This is a genomic window from Falsiroseomonas sp. E2-1-a20 (genome assembly GCF_051433195.1).
GTDB lineage: Bacteria > Pseudomonadota > Alphaproteobacteria > Acetobacterales > Acetobacteraceae > Falsiroseomonas.
Genome location: NZ_JBHMFT010000013.1, coordinates 75,675 through 91,227, shown reverse-complemented (window position 1 = coordinate 91,227; position 15,553 = coordinate 75,675). Strand labels below are relative to the sequence as shown.

The following is a 15,553-nucleotide window of genomic DNA, read 5'->3' as shown; positions in this document are numbered from 1 at the left end:
ACCTTCAGCCGGCCGAGCGGCGGCGGGCGACCAGGACCAGGGCGGACAGGCCCATGCCGAACAGGGCCAGCGACATCGGCTCCGGCACCGCGACGGCCGCAGGGCGGAGGTTCGGGATGTGGGTCGCGGTCAATTGGCCGGTGAAGGTGCAGGCGCCGCTGGTGAAGCAGGGGCCGCCGCGATCCGTGCTGTAGACCCCGCTGACGCGGCCATCGGCGCCGAACACCAGGTCGGTGTTCGATTCGCTGTCGTTGTAGGCGACGGTTCCGGTCGGGAACAGCGCGCCGGGCGTGCCGCGCAGGCCGAAGGAATAGTATTGCCCGTTGCTGGGCTGGGGATTCGGCGTGATGAATCGCGGCAGGTCGCCGACCACGGCCCGGCCCCGGTCGAAGGTCGCGAAGAAGATGTTGAGCAATCCCGGCGGCGGCGCAGGGGCCTCGGCGGATGGTGCGTTGGTGTCAGCGCCCAGGTAGTAGGGCGCGCGAACGAGTTGGTCCGCCAGGGTGAAGCTGCCGGTCGTGAACACGTCGTTCGGGCCGTCGGGGCCGTAGTCCGTCCCGGTCGCGATGGTCGGGCCGGTCTGGCTGAAGCTGTAGACCATGGCGGCCGAAGCCGGATTGATCAGCAACGGCAGCACCGCCGCAACGACAGCAAGTCTTATGGATCGCATCCGTATCTCCCGTGTCGGCGAAGGGCCCAACCCGGTTGAAACTTCAGCCTGGGTGAACGTCCCGCCAGCAGCATGGGCAATCTAAGCCTGGGATTCTCGTCAAAACAAGGTGATTTATTTCATTTTGCACGAGGAGATAGTTTTGCGCAGGATCGCACAGCTTGGCTGTATTTCTGATGTTGTTTTGCCAACGGAGGCTGGGGGCGCGCGGATCGGGCGCGGCTACAAGGCGCGCCAGCCAATGTCGCGCCGGCAGAATCCGGCCGGCCAGTCGACCGAATCGACCGCGGCGTAGGCGGCATCGCGCGCCTCGCGCAGGGTTTCGCCCGTGCCGGCCACGGCGAGCACGCGGCCGCCATGGGCGCGCAGCACACCCTGTGCGTCGCGGGTCGTGCCGGCGTGGAAGATCATCGCCCGCTGCGCCGCGGCGTCGAGGCCGTGGATCGCCGTGCCGCGGCGCGGGGCGCCGGGATAGCCCTCGGCGGCCATCACAACGACCAGGCTGTGGCGGGTGGACCAGTCCAGGCTGTGGCCCGCCAGGCTTCCGGTCGCGGCGGCGTGCAGCACCGGCAGCAGGTCGGATCGCAGCAGCGGCAGCAGCGTCTCGCATTCCGGGTCGCCGAAGCGGACGTTGTACTCGATCAGCTTCGGCCCCTCCGCGGTCAGCATCAGCCCGGCGAACAGGACGCCGCGGAACGGCGTGCCCCGGCGCGTCATTTCCACGAGTGTCGGGCGGATGAAGCGCTCCATCACCTCGGCCTGCAGGGCCGGCGTGAAGGCAGGGGCGGGGGCGTAGGCACCCATGCCGCCGGTATTCGGGCCGGTATCGCCCTCGCCGACGCGCTTGTGGTCCTGCGCGGCACCAAAGGCCAGGGCATCGGTGCCGTCGCAGATGGCGAAGAAGGAGACCTCCTCGCCCGCCAGGCATTCCTCGATCACCACGGCGGCGCCGGCGCTGCCATGGATGCGGTCCTCCATGATGGCGGCGATGGCGGCCTCCGCCTCCGCCAGCGTTTCGGCCACCACCACGCCCTTGCCGGCGGCCAGGCCATCCGCCTTGACCACGATGGGGGCGCCGGTCTCGCGCAGCCAGGCTCGGGCGGCGCCGGCCTCCTCGAACCGCTGCCAGGCGGCGGTCGGCACCCTGGCGGCATCGGCGACCTGCTTGCAGAAGGCCTTGCTGCCCTCCAGCCGGGCGGCGGCGGCGGAAGGGCCGAAGCAGGCAATGCCGGCGGCCGCCAGCTGGTCGGCCAGCCCGAGGGTCAGCGGCGCCTCCGGCCCGGCGACGACGAGGTCCACCGCCTGGTCGCGGGCGAAGGCGACCAGGGCGGGGATGTCCTCGGCCCCGATGGCGACACATTCGGCAACCGCGGCGATGCCGGGGTTGCCCGGGGCGCACCACAGCTTCGCCAGGCGCGGCGACTTCGCGATCGCCCAGCACAGCGCATGTTCCCGGCCGCCGCCGCCCACCACCAGCACCCGCATCGCGGCCCCCCTGACATCCCGCCGCCTCCTAGCATAGGGTCGCGCCATGGACACGACGCCGACCTCTGCCTCCAACGTTCCCGAATACGCGGTTTCCGAGATCGCCGGCGCGGTGCGCCGAACGCTGGAGGGCGCCTTCGGCCGCGTCCGCGTGCGCGGCGAGATCTGCGAGGCGAAGCGCTACCCCTCCGGCCACTGGTACCTGTCGCTGAAGGATGAGAACGCCAAGCTGGAATCGGTGATCTGGAAGACCACCGTGCCGCGGCTGGCCTTGCAGCCGGAGAACGGCGTCGAGGTCATCGCCACCGGCCGCATCACCACCTATGCGGACCGGTCGAAGTACCAGCTGGTGATCGACCGCCTGGAATTCGCCGGCGAGGGTGCGCTGCTGGCGCGCATCGAGACGCTGCGCAAGAAGCTACTGGCGGAGGGGCTGTTCGAAGACTCCCGAAAGCGCCCGCTGCCGCGCCTGCCGCTGGTGATCGGCGTGGTCAGCAGCGAGGCCGGGGCGGTGATCCAGGACATCCGCACCACCATCCTTCGGCGCTTTCCGCGCCGGATCATCCTGTGGCCCGTCGCGGTGCAGGGGATGGGCGCGGCGGAGAAGATCGCCGCCGCCATCGCCGGCTTCAACGCGCTGCCGGTGGGTGGGCCCATCCCGCGCCCGGACGTCATCATCGTGGCGCGCGGCGGTGGCAGCCTGGAGGATCTGATGGCTTTCAACGAGGAGGTGGTGGTGCGCGCCGCCGCCGCCTCCGCCATCCCGCTGGTCTCCGCCGTCGGGCACGAGACCGACACCACGTTGATCGACTTTGCGTCGGATCGCCGCGCGCCGACGCCGACCGCCGCCGCCGAACTCGCGGTGCCGGCACGCGCCGACCTGCTGGCCGATTTGGCGCAGCGGGAGGCGCGGCTGCGCGGCGCCATGGTGCGGCAGATGCGCGCCGCCGAGACCATCCTGCTGCGCCTGGAACGCCGCCTGCCGGACGTGCCGGCCCGCGTCACCGATCTGCGCCGCCGGCTCGATGAGGCGGAGGAAGGACTGGCCCCGGCGCTCGCCGGCTTCGTGCGGCGGCGGCAGGAGGCGCTGGCCCGGCTGCCGGTGCCGCACCCCCGCGCCGCCATCGCCGCACGGCGTGCGACGCTGGCGTTGCTGGAGGGGCGCAAGGGCGCCTCCTTTGCGCGGGCGGTTCAGCGCGCGCGGGGTGCGCGCGCGGTGCAGGCGTTCTCCGTGGCGCCGCTGGCCGGGCTGCTGCGGGAGAAGGCCTTCCGGTTGGCGGGGCTTGCGGCGCGGCTGGAGGCGGGGTCCTACCAATCCGTCCTGGCGCGCGGTTTTTCCCTGGTCCGGGATGCCGACGGGCATGCGTTGACGCGGGCCGCGCAGGTGGGGCCGGGCCAGAAACTTTCGATCGCCTTCGCCGATGGCGATGTCGCGGCCACCGCGGACGGAGTGCCTCAGAAGCGCGGTCGAACTCGGGAAAAGCCGCCGGAACAGGAGACCCTGCTGTGATCGGACGCCGGATCCTGCTCGCCGCCCCTGCGCTGCTGCTGGCCCGCGCGGCACAGGCCATCGAGTGGCGCGGTGCGGCGGCGCAGGGCGCGCTGGTGCTGGGGCGGGCGGAGCCGGGGACGCGCTTGGCGCTGGATGGGCGCGCGGTGCGGGTCTCGCCGCGGGGCGACTTCGCGCTCGGCTTTGCCCGCGACCATGCGGCGGAGGCGCGGCTTGCCGTCACGCATCCCAGTGGCCGGGTGCAGACGCTGCGCCTGCCGGTGGCGCCGCGCGAATGGGACGTGCAGCGCATCACCGGCCTGCCGCCGGGCCTGGTGACGCCGGACGAGGCGGCGCTGCGGCGCATCACGGCGGAACGCGCGCAACTGGCGGCGGCGCGGGCGCTGGACAGCGGCGGCACGGATTTCACCGAGGCCATGGCCTGGCCGGCCCGCGGGCGCATCAGCGGCATCTTCGGCAGCCAGCGCATCCTGAACGGCCAGCCGCGCCAGCCGCATTACGGCCTGGACGTGGCGGCGCCGACCGGCACGCCGATCAGCGCGGCCCTCGGCGGGCGGGTGAGCCTCTCGGGCGATTTCTTCTTCTTCGGGCAGATTCTCGTCATCGACCACGGGCACGGCGTGAACACGCTCTATGCCCATCTTTCGGAACGGCTGGTGCCGGAAGGGGCGCAGGTGGCGCGCGGGGATCGCATCGCGCGGATGGGCGCGACCGGCCGCGTCACCGGGCCGCATCTGCATTTTTCCCTGTCATGGTACCAGACCTTTCTCGATCCCCAGCCGTTGTTGCCAGCGGAACAAGGATGAACCGCCATGCCTGAGACGCGCTTCGCCACCTACCCCTCGCTGGCCGGCAAGGTCGTGCTGATCACCGGCGGCGCCTCCGGCATCGGGGCGGAGCTGGTGGCGCAATTCGCCGCGCAGAAGTCGCGCGTTGCCTTCCTCGACTTCAACGATCCGCCGGGGCGGGAGATCGCCGCCGCGACCGGCGCGCTGTTCCTGCACTGCGACCTGCGCGACATCGCGGCCCTGCGCGCGGCGGTGGCCCAGGTGGCCGAACAGCTCGGCCCGGTGCAGGTGCTGGTGAACAACGCCGCGCGCGACGACCGCCACAAGCTGGACGATGTGGAGCCGGAGTATTGGGACGAGCGCATGGCGACGAACCTGCGCCACCAGTTCTTCTGCGCCCAGGCAGTGGCGCCGGGCATGCGCGCGGCCGGGTCCGGCTCCATCATCAACATGGGCAGCGTGAGCTGGATGGGCGGACAGGGCGGCATGCCGGCCTACACCGCCGCCAAATCCGCCGTGCGCGGCCTGACGCGCGGCCTGGCGCGGGACCTCGGCGTGGACGGCATCCGGGTGAACGAACTGGTGCCGGGCTGGGTCTTCACCGGGCGGCAGGAGGCGCTGTGGGCGACGCCGGAGGGCGTGGCGCGGCACATGGACAAGCAGGCGATCAAGCGGAAGGTCATGCCGCCCGACATCGCCCGCATGGCGCTGTGGCTGGCCGCCGATGACAGCGAGATCGTCACCGGCCAGTATTTCGTGGTGGATGGCGGCGCCATCTGAAGCCCTCTCCCCCCATGGGGGGAGAGGGTTTGGGTGAGGGGGCTCTCGCCGCGCTACCGCAGCGGCAGAGCGTAGATCAGCCCACTGTCGGTCCAAAGCCGGTTCGGCCCGCGCGGCAGGTTCACCGGCGTGTTCGGCCCAAAATGCCGATCATAGATCTCGCCGTAATTGCCCAGCGTGCGCACCACGTTGTAGGCCCAGGCCGGGTCGAGCTTCAGCGACTGGCCGAGTTCCGGCGTCACGCCCAGCAGGCGGCGCGTGTTGGGGCTCACGCTGGTGCGGCGGCGTTCCTCGGCATTCGCGCGCGTCACGCCCTGTTCCTCCGCCTCGATCACGGCGTAGGTGTACCAACGGATCAGGTCGAACCATTCATCGTCGCCGCGGCGCAGATAGGCGCCGTAGGGCTCCTTCGAGAAACGCTCGTCCAGGATGGTCCAGTCCGCCGGCCGCGGCATGGAGGAGCGCACGCCGGCAAGCTGGGAGGCATCCGTGCCGAAGGCGTCGCAGCGCCCGGCCTGCAAGGCGGCGCTCGCCTGGTCCGTGCGTTCGTACAGCACCGGGGTGAAGGGCACGTTGATGGAGCGGAAGTAGTCCGCCGTCACCTGCTCGTTCGTGGTGCCCTGGATCAGGCAGATGGTGGCGCCGCGCATGTCGGCGACCTTGGACACGCCAAGATTGGCGCGGATCATGAAGCCGTGGCCGTCGTAGAAATACGTCACGGCATGGCGCAGGCCGAGCGTGGTGTCGCGCAGCATGGTCTGCGTCGAGGTGCGGAACAGCACGTCCACCTCGCCCGAGCCCAGCGCGGTGAAGCGTGTGGAAGAAGACAGTGCGACGAAGCGGACCTTGGTCGGGTCGTTGAAGATGGCGACCGCGACGCCGCGGCAGAGATCCACATCCATGCCCTGCCATTCGCCACGGCTGTCCGGCAGCGCGAAGCCGGCGACGCCGGTGTGGATGCCGCAGACGACCATGCCGCGCGCACGGATCGCATCGAGTGTCGGCCCGGCCTGCGCCGGCTGGATGAACGCCGCGCAGCCGCCAATGAACGCGGCCGCGAGGCCTCGTGCCCAAGACATTTTTGAACCCCCTGTTTGGATCGGGGGCCGATGGTCCTGCCGGTGTCGACGCGCTGTCAATGCACTTGCGGACCGGGCAAAGAAAAACCCCCGGCGAATGACTTCGCCGGGGGCCTTTGCATGGATCCTGTGGCGTTGCCGCCTTGGGCCTAGTGACTCGCCGCCGCGCTGGCGGTGGCGATGATCCAGCCCGCGGAACGGACGCCCGCATTGATACCATGAGACACTGGATCACCTCCTTTCGGTTGTTGCCTGATACCTGACATGATGGGGAGGCTTTCCGGCCTATGCAAGGAAAGTTTCGCGGTCAGCCCACGCCCTCCCGCGCCTGCGCGCGCAGGATGTGCTTCTGGATCTTGCCGGTGCTGGTCTTCGGCAGTTCGGTGAACACCACGTGGCGCGGCACCTTGAAGCTGGCCAGCCGCCCCTTGCACCAGGCGATCAGATCCTCCGCCGTGGCCTCGGCGCCCGGGCGCAGCTCGACGAAGGCGCAGGGCGTCTCGCCCCATTTCTCGTCGGGCCTTGCCACCACTGCGGCAACGGCGACGGCGGGGTGCTTGTAGAGCGCATCCTCGACCTCGATGGACGAGATGTTCTCCCCGCCCGAGATGATGATGTCCTTCGAGCGGTCCTTGAGCTGGATGTAGCCATCCGGGTAGGTCACGGCGAGGTCGCCGGTGTGGAACCAGCCGCCGGCGAAGGCTTTCCGGGTCGCCTCGGCATCCTTCAGGTAGCCCTTGCTGACGACGTTGCCCCGCATCATCACCTCGCCCAGCGTCGTGCCGTCCGCGGGGGTCGGGGCCATCGTCTCCGGGTCCATCACGCACAGGCCCTCCAGCGCGATGTAGCGCACGCCCTGGCGCGCCATCAGCGCCGCCTGTTCCTGCGCGGTCTTCCAGTCCCAGCTGCTGTTCCATTCGTTCACCACGGCGGGGCCGTAGCATTCGGTCAGGCCGTAGACATGGCAGACGGCGAAGCCCGCATCCTTCATCGCGCCCAGCACCGCCTCGGGCGGCGGCGCGCCGGCGGTGACGAACTGCACCTGGTGGGGCAGGGGACGCTTCTCGGCATCGGGCGTCGCCAGCAGCGTCGCCATGACGATCGGCGCGCCGCACATGTGGGTCACGCCTTCCCGCGCCATCAGATCCCACATCGCATTGCCGCGCACCGCGCGCAGGCAGACATGCGTGCCGGCCTGCGCGGTGATGGACCAGGGGAAGCACCAGCCGTTGCAGTGGAACATCGGCAGCGTCCACAGATAAACCGGATGCTTGCCGATGCCGGCCGAGAGCATGTTGCCGATGGCGAGCAGCTGCGCGCCGCGATGATGATACACCACGCCCTTCGGCCGGCCAGTGGTGCCGGAGGTGTAGTTCAGGGAAATCGCGTCCCACTCATCCCCTGGCATCGGCCAGTCGAACCTGTCCGAACCTTCCGCGACCAGCGATTCGTAGTCGATGGCCCCTTCCAGCCGGTTGGCCCGGGCGGCGTCGCTGGCCTCGGGATCATCCACCTCCACCAGCAGCGGTCGCACCTGGCATTGCGTCAGCGCCATGCGCGCCAGGGGCGCGAACTCCCGGTCCACCACCAGCACCTTCGCCTCACCGTGGTCGAGGCAATAGGCGATGGTGGCGGCATCCAGCCGCGTGTTCAGCGTGTTCAGCACGGCGCCCGCCATCGGCACGCCGTAGTGGCATTCCAGCATCTCGGGGATGTTCGGCAGCAGTACCGCGACAGTATCGCCGCGCACCACGCCGCGGCGTGCCAGCGCATCCGCCAGCGCCACGCAGCGGGCGCGCAGCTCGCGGTACTTGCGGCGCACCTGGCCGTGCACCACCGCGACATGGTCGGGGAAGGTGGTGGCGGTGCGTTCCAGGAACAGCAGCGGCGTCAGCGGCTGGTGGTTCGCCGGCGTGCGGGGCAGGGCGTCGTAGTCGGATGCGGCCATTCTGGATTTCCTCGGACAGTCTTGGCGCCGCGCCGAAACTGGACCGGCGCCCCCCGCATTGGCAATGATCTGCCGCAACCGCGCGGGGCCGCAAGCGGCGGCGTCAGCGATCCTGCCAGACCGGCTTCCGCTTGCCGAGGAAGGCCGCGATTCCCTCCGCCGCATCCTCCGCCATCAGGTTGCAGGCCATCACCCCGGCGGCATGCGCATAGGCCTGGTCCAGCGGCAGCGCGCGCTGCGCGTGAAACGCCGCCTTTCCGAGCCGCACGGCATGGGCGGAGCGGGCGGCGATGTGCGCGGCCAGGGCGTCCGTCGCCTGCGTCAGGTCGGCCGCCGGAACCACGCGGTTCACCAGGCCGAGCCGGCGGGCTTCCTCGGCGCCCACCATCTCCCCGGTCAGCAGCATCTCCAGCGCCGGCTTGGCGGCGATGGCCCGCGACAGGGCGACCGCCGGGGTCGAGCAGAACAGGCCGATATCGACGCCCGGCGTGCAGAACCGGGCCAGTTCGCTGGCCACCGCCAGGTCGCAGCTGGCGACCAGCTGGCAGCCGGCGGCGGTGGCGACGCCCTGGACTTCCGCGATCACCGGCTGCGGCAGGGCGACGATGGCCTGCATCACCTCCGCGCAGCGCTGCATGGCGGCGTCGTAGAAGCCCTGGCCCGCATCCTCGTCGTTGCGATGCGCGGCGATCTCCCGCAGGTCGTGCCCGGCGCAGAACACCGGGCCGGCGGCGGCCAGCACCACCACCCGCGGGCCATTGTCCTGGGCAATCTCGGACAGCGCGTGGTGCAGCGCGCCGAGCATGGCGAAGGACAGGCTGTTGCGGCTGTCCGGGCGGTTGAGGGTCAGGCGGGTGATGCCGGCCTCGCTGTCCTGCCGCAGCAGCAGGGGCGTGGAGCCGTCAGGCATGGGCCTGGTTTTGCATGTTGGCGTTCCCGTCATTTGGCAGGCCCTTCCAGGCCGGCGCCCAGCCTGCGCCGCGGCCGGGCCTGGATGCAACCATTACATAGGTGATTCAAGCCACTGGACCCCCGTTGGCTGGCGCTCAAGGCACCAGCGCCCGGGCCAGCGCCGGCGCGTCGAAGCGCTTTTCCATGCGCTGTTGCGCGGCGACCAGCTGGAAGCGCAGCGCACCGGTGATGGCAACCGTCTCCCCGCGGCGCTGGTCGGGGTGCACCGGCAGCGTGGCCAACAGCGTGGCCTGGGCGTTGATCGGGCGGCGGTCCGCGCCCTGCGGCGGGGCCACCTGCTGCGCCAGCAGATGCGCCTCCAGCGCCGCGGCCGTCGCATCCAGGGTCGCGCGCTCGGCCTCCGGCGCCGGCGACTGGTCGAGGACGTCGCGGCCGATGCGGGCGAGGGCCGCGGCGAGGTCCGGTTCGGCGTTCCGGGCATGCGGACGCAGCCAGCCCTCCGCCAGGGCCAGGATGTCCGGAGTCGCGGCGGCGAAGGTCTGCCAGCGGCAATGCGCCAGGGCCGCGAGGAAGTCCGGATCCTCGAAAAGCAGCCGTTCAGTTAATCCGGCCTTCACCCGGCAGTAATCCACCGCCGGCTTCTGCGCGACGAAGGCCGCCTGTTCGCCCAAAAAGCGGGCGAAATCAGCAGTATCATCGCTCGGAGGCTGGTGAAAGTGGCGCGTCAGCCACGACAGCATTGCGAGTAAGCCCCCAGAACGGCAACGATGTTGCGCGGCGGTTTCAGACCATGTTAGCCAGCAGGATAGTGAAATTTCACCGGGCAGGTATTGCAAACGGTGGACGCCGGGCCAAGCCGGTCGAGCAGGGGAGATTGGGGTATGCCGCTTGTGGAAGACACGAAAGGTCCACGGGGGCCGGGTTCGGCCGGCGTGGACCCAGGGGTGGATAAGGCGACGGGGGATGCCTACTGGCGCCGCACCTCCGGCCTGATGTGGACCATGATGGCGATCTGGGCCATCGCAGGCTTCGGCGTGCACCTGTTCGCCACCAGCCTGAACACCATCGTCATCCTGGGCTTCCCGCTCGGCTTCTACATGGCAGCCCAGGGTAGCCTCATCATCTTCGTCGTCTCGCTGTTCTGGTTCGCCTCGCGCCAGAACGCGATCGATGAGGAATTCGGCGTGGAGGAGGAATAGCCATGTCGGATTCCCCGAAAAGCGCCGACAGCGGTGATTTCCTTTCGAACCTGGGCCGCGTCTATGGCTGGTACACCGGCGGCTTCGCCGCCTTCGTGCTGGTCCTGGCGGTGCTGGAACAGGTCGGTGTCCCGAACCGCATCATCGGCTACCTGTTCGTCTTCCTGACCATCGGCGTCTACGCGCTGATCGGCTACCTCTCGCGCACCGCGCAGGTGTCGGAGTACTACGTGGCGGGCCGGCGGGTCCCGGCGCTGTACAACGGCATGGCGACCGGTTCGGACTGGATGTCCGCGGCCTCCTTCATCGGCATGGCCGGCACGCTGTACCTGCAGGGCTATGACGGCCTCGCCTTCGTGCTGGGCTGGACCGGTGGCTACGTGCTGGTGGCGATCCTGCTGGCGCCCTACCTGCGCAAGTTCGGCGCCTACACCGTGCCGGACTTCCTCGGCGCGCGGTACGGCGGCAACCTGGCGCGGTTCTGCGGCGTCATCGTGTTGATGTCGGCGTCCTTCACCTATGTCGTGGCGCAGATCTTCGGCACCGGCATCATCGCGTCCCGCTTCCTCGGCATCTCGTTCGAGGTCGCGGTGTTCGTCGGCCTCGCCGGCATCCTGGTCTGCTCCATGCTGGGTGGCATGCGCGCCGTCACCTGGACCCAGGTGGCGCAGTACATCATCCTGATCATCGCCTACCTGCTGCCGGTCGTGCTGCTGTCCGCCAAGGTCACGGGCGTGCCGATCCCGCAGCTGATGTACGGCCAGGCGCTCGAGCAGATCGAGATCCTGCGCACGACGAAGGAGGCCCTGGCGGGAGCTCCATCGCACATTACGCCGTTCATCAACTCCGACCCGATCAACTTCTTCGGGCTGATCTTCTGCCTGATGCTCGGCACCGCGTCGCTGCCGCACATCCTGATGCGCTACTTCACCACGCCATCCGTGCGCGATGCGCGGAAGTCCGTGGCGTGGAGCCTGTTCTTCATCTTCCTGCTGTACTTCACCGCGCCGGCCTATGCGGCCTTCGCGAAGCTGGAAGTCTTCACCAACGTCATCGGCGCGCCGATCGCGAGCCTGCCGGAATGGGTCAGCATCTGGTCCAACATCGGCCTGGTGCGGGTGACGGACGCGAATGCGGACGGCATCCTGCAGTTCCGCGAACTGGTCATCAACGCGGACGCCATCGTGCTGGCGACGCCGGAGATCGCCGGCCTGCCCTACGTCATCGCCGGCCTGGTGGCGGCGGGCGGCCTGGCGGCGGCGCTGTCCACCGCGGACGGCCTGCTGCTGGCGATCGCCAATGCGCTGAGCCACGACATCTACTTCCGCATGATCGACCCGAAGGCGAACGCCAAGCGCCGCCTCACCATGGCGCGCATCCTGCTGATCATCGTCGCGATCATCGCGGCGTGGGTCGCCAGCACGAGGCCCGCCGGCATCCTGGCCATGGTCGCCTGGGCCTTCTCCATCGCCGCATCGGGGCTGTTCCCGGCGCTGGTGATGGGGGTCTGGTGGAAACGCACCACCTCCGCCGGCGCGGTCGCCGGCATGGCGGTGGGCTACGGCGTCTGCCTGTTCTACCTGATCGGCACGCAGTACTACGGCATGCCGCTGTGGTTCGGGATCCGCAACATCTCCTGCGGCCTGTTCGGCATCCCGGCCGCCTTCCTCACCACCTACGTCGTCAGCCTGATGACGCCGGCACCGTCCCAGGCGATGCAGGACTTCATCGACAGCATCCGGACGCCGCGCGGCGGCGTGCGGATGGTGGGCGGGGAGAAGGTGCTGGACTGACACGCCGCGACGTGCCTGAACCACGGGCGGGGTGCCGAAGGGCGCCCCGCCCGACGTGTGTCCGCCCCCTTTCCCGGTGACCGATGGACCAGCCGCATTTCATCTTCGGCCACCTGCCCTTCTGGCTGGTGACCTACAGCCTGGCCGTGGTGGGCTGGACGCTGTTCGGCCGTTTCCTGATGCAGTTCTTCGTCGCCCCCGACAGCCGGCTGTACATCTGGCGCTGGTTCCGCCTGCTGACGGACTGGGCGGTGCGCGCCGCGTCCTGGCTGGTGCCGCGCTATGTCGCGCCGCTGTACCTGCCGCTGGTGGCCGCCTTCTGGATCTTCACCTTCCGCATGGCCTTCGGCATCTTCATGTGGTCCGCCGGCTGGGCGCCGCGGCTGGCGCCGGCCTGAGCCCGCAAGCATGAGCCCACAGACCCTGTTCCTGGTCGCGATGACGGCCAGCCTGCTGACCGGCATGACCAGCCCGGCCACCGGCCTGGTCTTCGGACTGTGGCCATTGTGGTACCCGCAGGTGGTCACCCCGGTGCAGGAGCTGATCTACTACGGCGCCAGCCTGATCGTCGCGACCGCCACCCTGCTGTCCGCCGCCATCCCGGCCGCCATCGCCGAGCGGCTCGGTGCTTCGCAGGTCGCCACCATGGCCTTCTGGGCCGGCGGCGCAGTGCTGCTGCTGGTGCTCGGCATGGGGTAGTGCGTGATCGCCGAAGGCAGGCCGTGTCTTTTCGGCATCGCCACGCCGCACCCTGTGGCAGCGCGGCCACGCCGTCCTGGCAAGGCGGCCGGCTTGCCTGCTAGGTTTTCCGACATGAACAGCCCCCTTCCGCCCCGCCGCATCCTTCTGCTGCTGGCCGCCATGTTGGCCGGTGGTGCCGCCGCCGGCACGCCGAGCCCGGCCAGCGTGCCGCCGGTCGCCGCTGAACCGGTGGGCGTCTTCGGCACCTACCTCGCGGGCCGCTTCGCGCAGTCCGAGACGGATACCGCCGCCGCCGCCGACCGGCTGCTGGAGGCGCTGCGGCGCGACCCGGACCAGGCGGAGGTGCTGACGCGGGCCTTCGCCGCCGCCCTGCTGGACGGGCGGCCGGAGGCGCTGCGCCTGGCCCGCCGCCTGCCGCGCAACCAGGCGGCCGGACTGCTGCTGGTTGGGTCGGAAGCCCTGGCCGGCCGCTGGGAACGCGCCGAGGGCCGCGTGCGCGCGCTGCCCAACACCGGCCCGGCGCAGCTGCTGCGGCCGCTGCTGCTGGCCTGGATGCAGCAGGGCCGCGGCCAGACCGACGCCGCCCTGGCAACGCTGCGGCCGCTGACGGAAGCCGGCGCGCTGCGCGGCATCCACGCGCTGCACCTGGCGCTGATCGCCGATCTCGCCGGCCGGCCGCGGGAGGCGGAGCGCGCCATCCGCATCGCGCTGACGGAAACGCCCGCACCCTCCATCCGCCTGCTGCAACTGGCCACCGCCATCCTGGTGCGCAGCGGGCGGGAGGCGGAGGCGATGGCGCTGGTGGACGGCCTCGGCCGCGGCCCTGGCGACTACGCCGTCGCCGCCGGCACCGATGCCGGCCGGCAGGCGCTGCTGGGCGCCCGCGGCATGGCCTCGGCGGTGGAGGGAATCGCCGAATCCTACCTCTCCCTCGCCACCGCGCTGCGCCAGCAGGGGGCGGGCGATGCGGCGCTGATCCTGGCGCGGCTTTCGCTGCGCCTTCGCCCCGATTTCGCGCCGACGCTGCTGTTGATCGCGGAGGGGTATGCCGAGGAGAACCACCCGGACAGCGCGCTGCGGGTGCTGGACGCGGTGCCGGCCGCCGACCCGCTGGCCGCCGTCACCGCGCTGCGTCGCGCCGCGCTGTTCGACCGGCTGGAGCGGGTGGAGGCGGCGGAGGCGGCTTTGCGCGGGCTGGCGGTGGACCTGCCGACCGCGCCGCAGCCGCTGCTGCGCCTCGGCGACCTGCTGCGCGCCCGGAGCCGCTTCCCGGATGCGGTCGCGGCCTATGACCAGGCCGCCGCGCGCATCGCCACGCCCGGTGTGCAGGACTGGCCGCTGTTCTACGCCCGCGGCATCTCCAACGAGAGATCCGGCGACTGGCCGAAGGCGGAGGCGGATTTCCGCCGGGCGCTGGAGCTTTCGCCCGACCAGCCCTACGTCCTGAACTACCTCGCCTACACCTGGGTGGAGCGCGGGGAGCGGTTGCCGGAAGCGCGCCAGATGCTGGAACGCGCGGTGGCGCTGCGGCCGAACGACGGCAACATCGTCGACAGCCTCGGCTGGGCGCTGTTCCGCATGGGCGACATCCCCGGCGCCATCGCCGCGCTGGAACGGGCGGTGGAGTTGGAGCCGCGGAACTCCGTCATCAACGACCACCTGGGCGACGCGTACTGGGCCGCTGGCCGGCAGCAGGAGGCCCGCTTCCAGTGGAGCCGCGCGCTCGGGCTGGAGCCGGAGGCGGCGGACCTGGCCAAGATCACGCAGAAGCTGCGCCACGGCCTGCCCGAACCACCCGCCGCGACGGCGCAGCGCAGCGAGTGAGCGGGCGGGCGCCGGGCTTCGCGCCGGCCAAGGTCAACCTGTTCCTTCGCATCACCGGTCGGCGCGAGGACGGGTATCACCTGCTGGACAGCCTCGCGGTCTTTGCCGGCATCGGCGACCGAGTCTCGGCCGAGGCGTCCGACCGGCTGGCTCTGACCCTGGCCGGGCCGGAGGCGGCGGCGCTGGGGGCGGAGCCGGACAATTTGGTTCTGCGCGCGGCGCGCGCGCTGGCGACGGCGGCAGGCCGCCCCGCGCTGGCGGCGCTGCACCTGGAAAAACACCTGCCGGTGGCGTCCGGCATCGGCGGCGGGTCGGCCGATGCGGCGGCGGCGCTGCGGGTGCTGGATGCGCTGTGGGACGTGCGGCTGGGGCCGGAGGGGCTGGCGCGGCTGGCGGCGGGCCTCGGCGCGGATGTGCCGGTCTGCGTCGCAGGCCGGCCGGCGCGGATGCAGGGCGTGGGGGAGGTGCTGTCCCCGGTGCCGGCGCTGCCGCCGCTCGGCCTGCTGCTGGCCAATCCGCGCGTGGCGCTGGCGACGCCCGCGGTGTTCCGGGCGCGGATGCCGGGTTTTTCGGCGGAGGCCGCGATGCCGGCGGGCTTCGCCGATGCGGCGGCGCTGGCGGATTGGCTGCGGCCCCTCGGCAATGATCTGCAGGAGGCGGCGATCGGCCTGTGCCCCCCGGTGGCGGAGGTGCTGGCCGCCATCGCTGGCCAGCCGGGTTGCCTTCTGGCCCGGATGAGCGGGTCCGGCGCCACCTGCTTCGGGCTGTTCCCGGACCCCGCCCACGCCGAGGCGGCGGCGGCGGCCCTGCCGCGGGACTGGTGGCGCTGGGGCGGCGGCCTGGCCTGATGTTTTGTCGCATTT

General features: G+C 70.9%; 15 protein-coding genes. 9 read left to right on the top strand and 6 right to left on the bottom strand.

The annotated features are described in order from the left end of the window. Positions 1 to 4: 4 nt before the first annotated feature. A complete protein-coding gene (locus ACFHPP_RS16930) occupies positions 5 to 670 on the bottom strand; it encodes a PEP-CTERM sorting domain-containing protein (RefSeq protein ID WP_437164416.1) in 666 nt (221 codons plus the stop codon). A 222-nt stretch (positions 671 to 892) separates the two neighbouring features. Further along, positions 893 to 2,155: a phosphoribosylamine--glycine ligase gene (purD, locus tag ACFHPP_RS16925; protein ID WP_437164415.1), complete on the bottom strand. Its 1,263-nt coding sequence runs from the start codon at positions 2,153 to 2,155 to the stop codon at positions 893 to 895. Between the two features lie 46 nt (positions 2,156 to 2,201). Here purD and xseA point away from each other — a divergent pair, with 46 nt between their 5' ends. Genes xseA through ACFHPP_RS16910 form a run of 3 tightly spaced genes read left to right on the top strand, consistent with a single transcriptional unit; the run spans position 2,202 to position 5,233 of the window. Continuing rightward, complete coding sequence (xseA, locus tag ACFHPP_RS16920; RefSeq protein WP_437164414.1) at positions 2,202 to 3,665, top strand: exodeoxyribonuclease VII large subunit; 1,464 nt, start codon at positions 2,202 to 2,204, stop codon at positions 3,663 to 3,665. After that, a complete protein-coding gene (locus ACFHPP_RS16915; RefSeq protein ID WP_437164413.1) occupies positions 3,662 to 4,471 on the top strand; it encodes a M23 family metallopeptidase in 810 nt (269 codons plus the stop codon). The genes xseA and ACFHPP_RS16915 overlap by 4 nt, the downstream gene beginning before the upstream one ends. A 6-nt stretch (positions 4,472 to 4,477) precedes the next feature. After that, entirely contained in the window at positions 4,478 to 5,233 is a 756-nt protein-coding gene (locus tag ACFHPP_RS16910; RefSeq protein WP_437164412.1) for an SDR family NAD(P)-dependent oxidoreductase, read from the top strand. A gap of 53 nt (positions 5,234 to 5,286) precedes the next feature. On the opposite strand, the gene ACFHPP_RS16905 is transcribed toward ACFHPP_RS16910, so the two are convergent. The 4 genes from ACFHPP_RS16905 to ACFHPP_RS16890 all read right to left on the bottom strand — a co-directional run bounded on the left by ACFHPP_RS16905 (position 5,287) and on the right by ACFHPP_RS16890 (position 9,843). Further along, a complete protein-coding gene (locus tag ACFHPP_RS16905; protein WP_437164411.1) occupies positions 5,287 to 6,312 on the bottom strand; it encodes an amino acid ABC transporter substrate-binding protein in 1,026 nt (341 codons plus the stop codon). 307 nt (positions 6,313 to 6,619) lie between these two features. Then, on the bottom strand, positions 6,620 to 8,260 hold the full coding sequence (locus ACFHPP_RS16900) for an acyl-CoA synthetase (RefSeq protein ID WP_437164410.1): 1,641 nt from the start codon (positions 8,258 to 8,260) through the stop codon (positions 6,620 to 6,622). A 103-nt stretch (positions 8,261 to 8,363) separates the two neighbouring features. After that, positions 8,364 to 9,170, bottom strand: coding sequence for an enoyl-CoA hydratase (locus ACFHPP_RS16895; protein WP_437164409.1), 807 nt, complete (start codon positions 9,168 to 9,170; stop codon positions 8,364 to 8,366). Between the two features lie 136 nt (positions 9,171 to 9,306). Next, positions 9,307 to 9,843, bottom strand: a complete 537-nt coding sequence (locus ACFHPP_RS16890) for a hypothetical protein (protein ID WP_437164408.1) — start codon at positions 9,841 to 9,843, stop codon at positions 9,307 to 9,309. A gap of 273 nt (positions 9,844 to 10,116) precedes the next feature. Between ACFHPP_RS16890 and ACFHPP_RS16885 the strand changes: the two genes are divergently transcribed. The 6 genes from ACFHPP_RS16885 to ACFHPP_RS16860 all read left to right on the top strand — a co-directional run bounded on the left by ACFHPP_RS16885 (position 10,117) and on the right by ACFHPP_RS16860 (position 15,538). Then, positions 10,117 to 10,371, top strand: coding sequence for a DUF4212 domain-containing protein (locus ACFHPP_RS16885; RefSeq protein ID WP_437164407.1), 255 nt, complete (start codon positions 10,117 to 10,119; stop codon positions 10,369 to 10,371). A gap of 2 nt (positions 10,372 to 10,373) precedes the next feature. After that, positions 10,374 to 12,164, top strand: coding sequence for a sodium:solute symporter family protein (locus ACFHPP_RS16880; RefSeq protein ID WP_437164406.1), 1,791 nt, complete (start codon positions 10,374 to 10,376; stop codon positions 12,162 to 12,164). 83 nt (positions 12,165 to 12,247) lie between these two features. Continuing rightward, positions 12,248 to 12,562 (top strand): hypothetical protein, encoded by a 315-nt coding sequence (locus ACFHPP_RS16875; protein WP_437164405.1) that lies wholly within the window; start codon positions 12,248 to 12,250, stop codon positions 12,560 to 12,562. A gap of 10 nt (positions 12,563 to 12,572) precedes the next feature. Then, the gene (locus ACFHPP_RS16870; RefSeq protein WP_437164404.1) at positions 12,573 to 12,863 is read left to right on the top strand and encodes a hypothetical protein; all 291 of its coding nucleotides are present in this window, start codon (positions 12,573 to 12,575) and stop codon (positions 12,861 to 12,863) included. Positions 12,864 to 12,977: 114 nt separating this feature from the next. Further along, entirely contained in the window at positions 12,978 to 14,690 is a 1,713-nt protein-coding gene (locus ACFHPP_RS16865; protein WP_437164403.1) for a tetratricopeptide repeat protein, read from the top strand. Continuing rightward, complete coding sequence (locus tag ACFHPP_RS16860; RefSeq protein ID WP_437164402.1) at positions 14,687 to 15,538, top strand: 4-(cytidine 5'-diphospho)-2-C-methyl-D-erythritol kinase; 852 nt, start codon at positions 14,687 to 14,689, stop codon at positions 15,536 to 15,538. Before ACFHPP_RS16865 ends, ACFHPP_RS16860 begins: the two co-directional genes overlap by 4 nt. The last annotated feature ends 15 nt before the right edge of the window (positions 15,539 to 15,553 follow it).